Here is a 5,347-nt window from a genome sequence, read left to right on the forward strand (position 1 = left end):
AGGACATCCTCGCCCTGCAATCGGGCGAGAAATTCGAGGTGCCCTTCGACACGCTTGTGGTCTTCTCGACCAACTTCCACCCGAACGCGATCTTCGACAAAGCGGCCCTGCGCCGGATCTTCTACAAGATCAAGATCGACGGCCCGAATCAGGAAGACTACCTCAAGATTTTCGCCATGGTCGCCCGCAAGCGGAAGATACCGCTGGACGAAGATACGCTGGTCCACCTGCTGAACGTCAGATACCCCGAGATCGACAACGTCTACGCGAACTATCAGCCGATCTTCCTGATCGACCAGATGATCTCGATCTGCGAGTTCGAAGGCATCCCCTATCAGATGTCGCCAGAACTGATCGACCGCGCATGGGCCAATATGTTCGTCAAGGACGAAGAGATCGTCCGCTAGCGTCTGTGCAGGCATCGCAAGCGGGCCTTGCAGGTGCGCGGGGTCTTCGGGTGTCGGCTGCGGGCGTGACGCCTTGACGGCCCCTGCTCAAACCGCACCTTAGCTGCATGACCGCCCTTCCCCCGATCATCCAAGACTGGTTCGCCGCCCGCGGTTGGGACATCCACCCGCACCAGCAGTCCATGCTGGATCAGGCGGATGCCCCTGCCCTTTTGCTGATTGCCCCAACCGGCGGCGGCAAGACGCTGGCAGGGTTTCTGCCGACATTGGCAGCCCTGTCAGAGGGTGGCCACGAAGGGCTTCACACGCTTTATGTCTCGCCGCTCAAGGCGCTGGCGGCGGATATCAAGCGCAACCTGCGCAGGCCGGTGGAAGAGATGGGTCTACCCATCCGGATCGAGGACCGCACCGGCGACACGTCCTATACCCAAAAGCGCCGCCAACGCGCCGACCCGCCGCATATCCTGCTGACCACGCCTGAATCGCTGGCGCTTTTGCTGTCATATGAAGACGCACCGCGCATTTTCGGCAGCTTGCAACGGATCATCGTCGATGAAATCCACGCGCTCTCGGAAAGCAAGCGCGGTGATCAGTTGATGCTGTGTCTCAGCCGCCTCCAGACGCTGGCCCCGCAGATGCGCCGCGTCGGTCTGTCGGCCACGGTCGAGAACCCCGCCGCCATCGCCGCCGAACTGGCCCGTCACCCCGACCCCTGCCCGATCCTGCAAGCGGACCCCGGGCCGGACCCCGACATTTCCATGCTGGTCACCGACGAACAACCACCATGGGCCGGTGGCGGTGCCGCCTATGCCATCCCTGCGGTGCTGGAACAGGTGAAACAGCACAAGACCATCCTGATCTTTCACAACACAAGGGCACAGGCCGAGATCTTCTTTCACAAGCTCTGGCTGGCCAATACCGACGATCTGCCCATCGGCATCCACCACGGATCACTTGCGCGCGAACAGCGCGAAAAGGTCGAGGCGGCAATGGTCGCAGGCCAGTTGCGGGCGATCGTCTGCACGGGGTCGCTCGATCTCGGGATCGACTGGGGCGATGTCGATCTGGTGATCCAGGTCGGCGCGCCGAAGAACGTCAAGCGCCTGATCCAGCGGATCGGGCGGGCGAACCACCGCTACAACGCGCCGTCCAAGGCGCTGCTGGTGCCTGCCAACAGGTTCGAGGTGGTCGAATGCATCGCCGCGCTGGAGGCCGTGAAAGAGCATGACCTCGACGGCGACCCCAAAGGTGACGGCCCGCGCGATGTGCTCTGCCAGCATATCCTGATCCGCGCCTGCGCGGGGCCATTCGATGAAACCGACCTTTTCGAAGAGATCAGGACGGTCGGGGCCTATCGCGCGCTCAGCCGCGCGGCCTTCGACGATTGCCTCGATTTCTGCGCCACAGGCGGCTATGCCCTGCGCGCCTATGACAAGTGGCAGCGCTTGCAACAGCGCCCTGACGGGCAATGGCAGTTGCGCGACCCGCGCGCGGCCCAGCGTATCCGGATGAACATCGGCACGATACAGGACACCGATACCCTCAAGGTGCGGATGCGCGGCAATCTCAAGCCGCTGGGCGAGGTCGAGGAATCCTTTGCCGCGACCCTCACGCCGGGCGATACCTTCCTGATCGGCGGGCAGGTCGTGCGCTACGAGGGGCTGAAGGAAATGACCGTCGAGGTCTCGCGCCGGGCCGACAAGACCCCCAAGATCGCGACCTTCATGGGGACGAAGTTCGCCAACTCCACCCAGCTTTCGCACCGCATCCTGCGGATGTTCGACCAGCCGGACTGGCCGGAATTGCCCCACCATACCGCCGAGTGGCTGGCCCTGCAGCGCCGCCATTCCAAACTGCCCGAAGCGGACCGGATACTGGTCGAAACCTTCCCCCACGAAGGGCGTCACCACATCTGCGCCTACGGCTTTGCGGGGCGCAATGCGATGCAGACGCTGGGCATGCTGATGACCCAGCGGATGGAGGACCTGTCGCTGCACCCGCTGGGGTTTGTCGCCACCGACTATGCGACGCTGATCTGGAGCCTCGATCCGGTTGAAGACCCCTCACCGCTGTTCGATGCCAGCAGCCTGCGCGACGACTTCGAGACATGGCTGTCGGGCAATGCGGTGATGAAACGAACCTTTCGCGGTGCTGCGACTATTGCAGGGCTGATCGAACGTAACCTGCCGCAGGCCCGCAAGACAGGGCGGCAGGCGACGTTCTCATCCGACATCCTTTACGACACGCTGGCCAAATACGATCCCGACCACCTGATGCTGCGGATCACCCGCGAAGAGGCGATGCGCGGTCTGGTGGACTTCGGCCGGATCGAGGAAATGTTGGCCCGCACCGCTGGTCGGATCGACCACGTCACACCCAAGCGCGTGACCCCTTTGTCCTTTCCGATGTTCCTAGAAATGGGGCGCATCTCGGTTGCCGGGGCGGGACGCGAGAGGATGATGGAAGAAGAGGCGCAGCGCCTGATGGCCGCAGCTGGCATCGGTTCACTTTAGGCTTGCCTTCCTGATTTGCCCGCGCAAAGAACAATCCATGAACAACCTATCCTTCACCTTCTGCGACACCGCGCTGGTCGCCCTGCCCAGCGGCGCGCTGCTGGTGCCGGCGGCGGGCGTGCTTTGTGTTTCGGACCTGCATCTGGGCAAGGCCGACCGGATCGCGCGGCGCAGCGGCCGCATGCTGCCACCCTACGAGGTGCAGGAAACGCTGGGCAAGCTGGAGGCAGATATCCTCGAAACCGCGCCCGGGACGGTCATCTGCCTTGGTGACAGTTTCGACGATCTGGCGGCAGCGCATGATCTGGCCGAGAACATGCGTCTCTGGCTGACGGGGCTGCAGGCTGGGCGGCGCTGGGTCTGGATCGAAGGCAACCACGATCCGGGTCCGGTCGATCTGGGTGGCAGCCATGTGCGGGAGCTGCGTGTCGGCGCCCTAGTCTTCCGGCATATCGCGTCCGGCGGGCGCGGAGAGGTTTCGGGCCATTATCACCCCAAGCACAGCATCGCAGGGCGCAGCCGTCCGGCGTTCCTGTTCGATGACCAGCGTCTGATCATGCCCGCCTATGGCACCTATACAGGCGGACTGCACAGCCAGTCTGCGGACTTGCGCAGACTGTTCAGCGCACCGCCCATGGCCATTTTGACGGGGCGCAAGGCGATTGCGGTTCCGACCTAGGCGGTCAGCCCTTCCGGTTCCGGCAGGCCATTGGCGCGGCAGCAGGCTGTCAGCGTATTGGCCAGAAGGCAGGCGATGGTCATCGGTCCCACACCGCCGGGCACCGGCGTGATGGCACCCGCGACGGCAGCGCAGCTTTCGTAGTCGGCATCACCCACCAGACGTGTCCCGCCATCGGGATTGTCGATCCGGTTGATACCGACGTCGATGACCGTCGCCCCGGGCTTGATCCAGTCGCCCGTCACCATCTGCGCGCGGCCCACGGCGGCGACCACGATATCGGCCTGCCGGACAACGGCGGCCAAGTCCTTGGTGCGGCTATGGGCAATCGTCACCGTGCAGCTATCGCCCAGCAAAAGCTGCGCCATCGGCTTGCCCACGATGTTCGACCGGCCGATCACAACGGCCGTCATGCCCGAAAGCGAGCCATGGTAGTCCCGCAGCATCATCAAACAGCCCAGCGGCGTGCAGGGCACCATGCTTTTCTGCCCCGTCCCCAACAGACCGACATTCGAGATATGGAACCCGTCCACATCCTTGGCCGGATCGATGCTGTTGATCACCTGATCGCTGTCGAGATGCGCAGGCAGCGGCAGTTGCACCAGTATTCCATGCACCGCCGGGTCGGCGTTCAACCGCTCGATCACGGCCAGCAGGTCAGCCTCGGGGGTGTCGGCATCCAGTCGATGCTCGAACGAGGCCATCCCGACCTCGACCGTCATCTTGCCCTTGGAGCGGACATAGACCTGACTTGCAGGGTCCTCGCCCACCAGCACGACCGCCAGACCGGGGGTGATGCCATGCGCCTCTTTCAGCTTGGCCACACCATCGGCCACCTGCCCGCGCACTTTGGCGGCAAAGGCCTTTCCGTCGATCACTGTCGCTGTCATGTCGTCTATCCGTCTAAATTGGCTGTGTCGCGTGCCTTGTGGCGCGCAAAAAGAAGGGCGGCAACCTTGCGATCACCGCCCCAGCTTGGGAATTCAGAACAGGCCTTCGATCTGGCCTGCCGCGTTCAGCATGATCGACTCTGCCGATGGCACCCGTGGCAGGCCCGGCATCGTCATGATCTCGCCGCAGATGACCACGACGAAACCGGCGCCCGCGCTCAGGCGGACTTCACGCACGGGGACCGAGTGACCGGTCGGCGCGCCGCGCCGTGTGGGATCGGTGGTAAAGCTATATTGCGTCTTGGCCATACAGACCGGCAGATGGCCGTAGCCTTGCGCCTCCCATGTCCTGAGCTGTTCGCGGATCTTGGCGTCGGCGATCACCTCGTCGGCGCGATAGATGCGCTTGGCGATGGTCTCGACCTTTTCGAAGAGGCTCATCTCGTCGGGGTAGATCGGGGCGAATTCGGCCATGTCCTTGTCGGCGATCTCGGCCACGCGGGTGGCAAGGTCGGTGATGCCCGCCGACCCCTGCGCCCAGTGCTTGCACAGGAACGCCTCGGCACCTTGGGTCTTGACGAAGTCCTTGACGGCTTGCACCTCGGCTTCGGTGTCGCTGACGAAGTGGTTGATGGCGACCACGACCGGCACGCCGAAGCTTTTGACGTTCTCGATATGGCGGCCAAGGTTGGCACAGCCCTTCTTGACCGCCTCGATATTCTCGGCCCCCAGATCGGCCTTGGCGACCCCGCCGTTCATCTTCATCGCGCGGACCGTGGCCACCACGACGACGACCGAAGGGGCGATGCCGGCCTTGCGGCACTTTATGTTCATGAACTTCTCGGCCCCCAGATCGGC

At 63.6% G+C, this 5,347-nt stretch carries 4 protein-coding genes and 1 pseudogene; 3 read left to right on the forward strand and 2 right to left on the reverse strand.

Going from position 1 to position 5,347, the window contains the following annotated elements; translation table 11 throughout:
- From V7N12_RS08580 to pdeM, 3 genes and pseudogenes are all read left to right on the forward strand, one after another.
- Positions 1–407 (forward strand): annotated as a pseudogene (locus V7N12_RS08580) (ATPase); the annotation flags it as partial.
- Positions 408–514: 107 nt separating this feature from the next.
- Positions 515–2,920 (forward strand): ligase-associated DNA damage response DEXH box helicase, encoded by a 2,406-nt coding sequence (locus V7N12_RS08585; RefSeq protein WP_333714041.1) that lies wholly within the window; start codon positions 515–517, stop codon positions 2,918–2,920.
- A 37-nt stretch (positions 2,921–2,957) separates the two neighbouring features.
- Positions 2,958–3,599 (forward strand): ligase-associated DNA damage response endonuclease PdeM, encoded by a 642-nt coding sequence (pdeM, locus tag V7N12_RS08590; protein ID WP_333714042.1) that lies wholly within the window; start codon positions 2,958–2,960, stop codon positions 3,597–3,599.
- Here the strand turns inward: pdeM and folD are convergent.
- Complete coding sequence (gene folD / locus V7N12_RS08595; RefSeq protein WP_333714044.1) at positions 3,596–4,489, reverse strand: bifunctional methylenetetrahydrofolate dehydrogenase/methenyltetrahydrofolate cyclohydrolase FolD; 894 nt, start codon at positions 4,487–4,489, stop codon at positions 3,596–3,598. The genes pdeM and folD overlap by 4 nt on opposite strands.
- A gap of 93 nt (positions 4,490–4,582) precedes the next feature.
- Positions 4,583–5,347 (reverse strand): formate--tetrahydrofolate ligase (locus V7N12_RS08600; protein ID WP_333714045.1); only part of this gene is annotated, 765 nt, incomplete at its 5' end.

The sequence above is a fragment of the Yoonia sp. genome, assembly GCF_036770585.1.
Taxonomy (GTDB): domain Bacteria; phylum Pseudomonadota; class Alphaproteobacteria; order Rhodobacterales; family Rhodobacteraceae; genus Yoonia.

Bases quoted from the DNA above. Each gene is read 5' to 3' on its own strand.
- pdeM (WP_333714042.1), top strand. From the start codon at position 2,958: ATGAACAACCTATCCTTCACCTTCTGCGACACCGCGCTGGTCGCCCTG.
- V7N12_RS08585 (WP_333714041.1), top strand. From the start codon at position 515: ATGACCGCCCTTCCCCCGATCATCCAAGACTGGTTCGCCGCCCGCGGT.
- folD (WP_333714044.1), bottom strand. From the start codon at position 4,489: ATGACAGCGACAGTGATCGACGGAAAGGCCTTTGCCGCCAAAGTGCGC.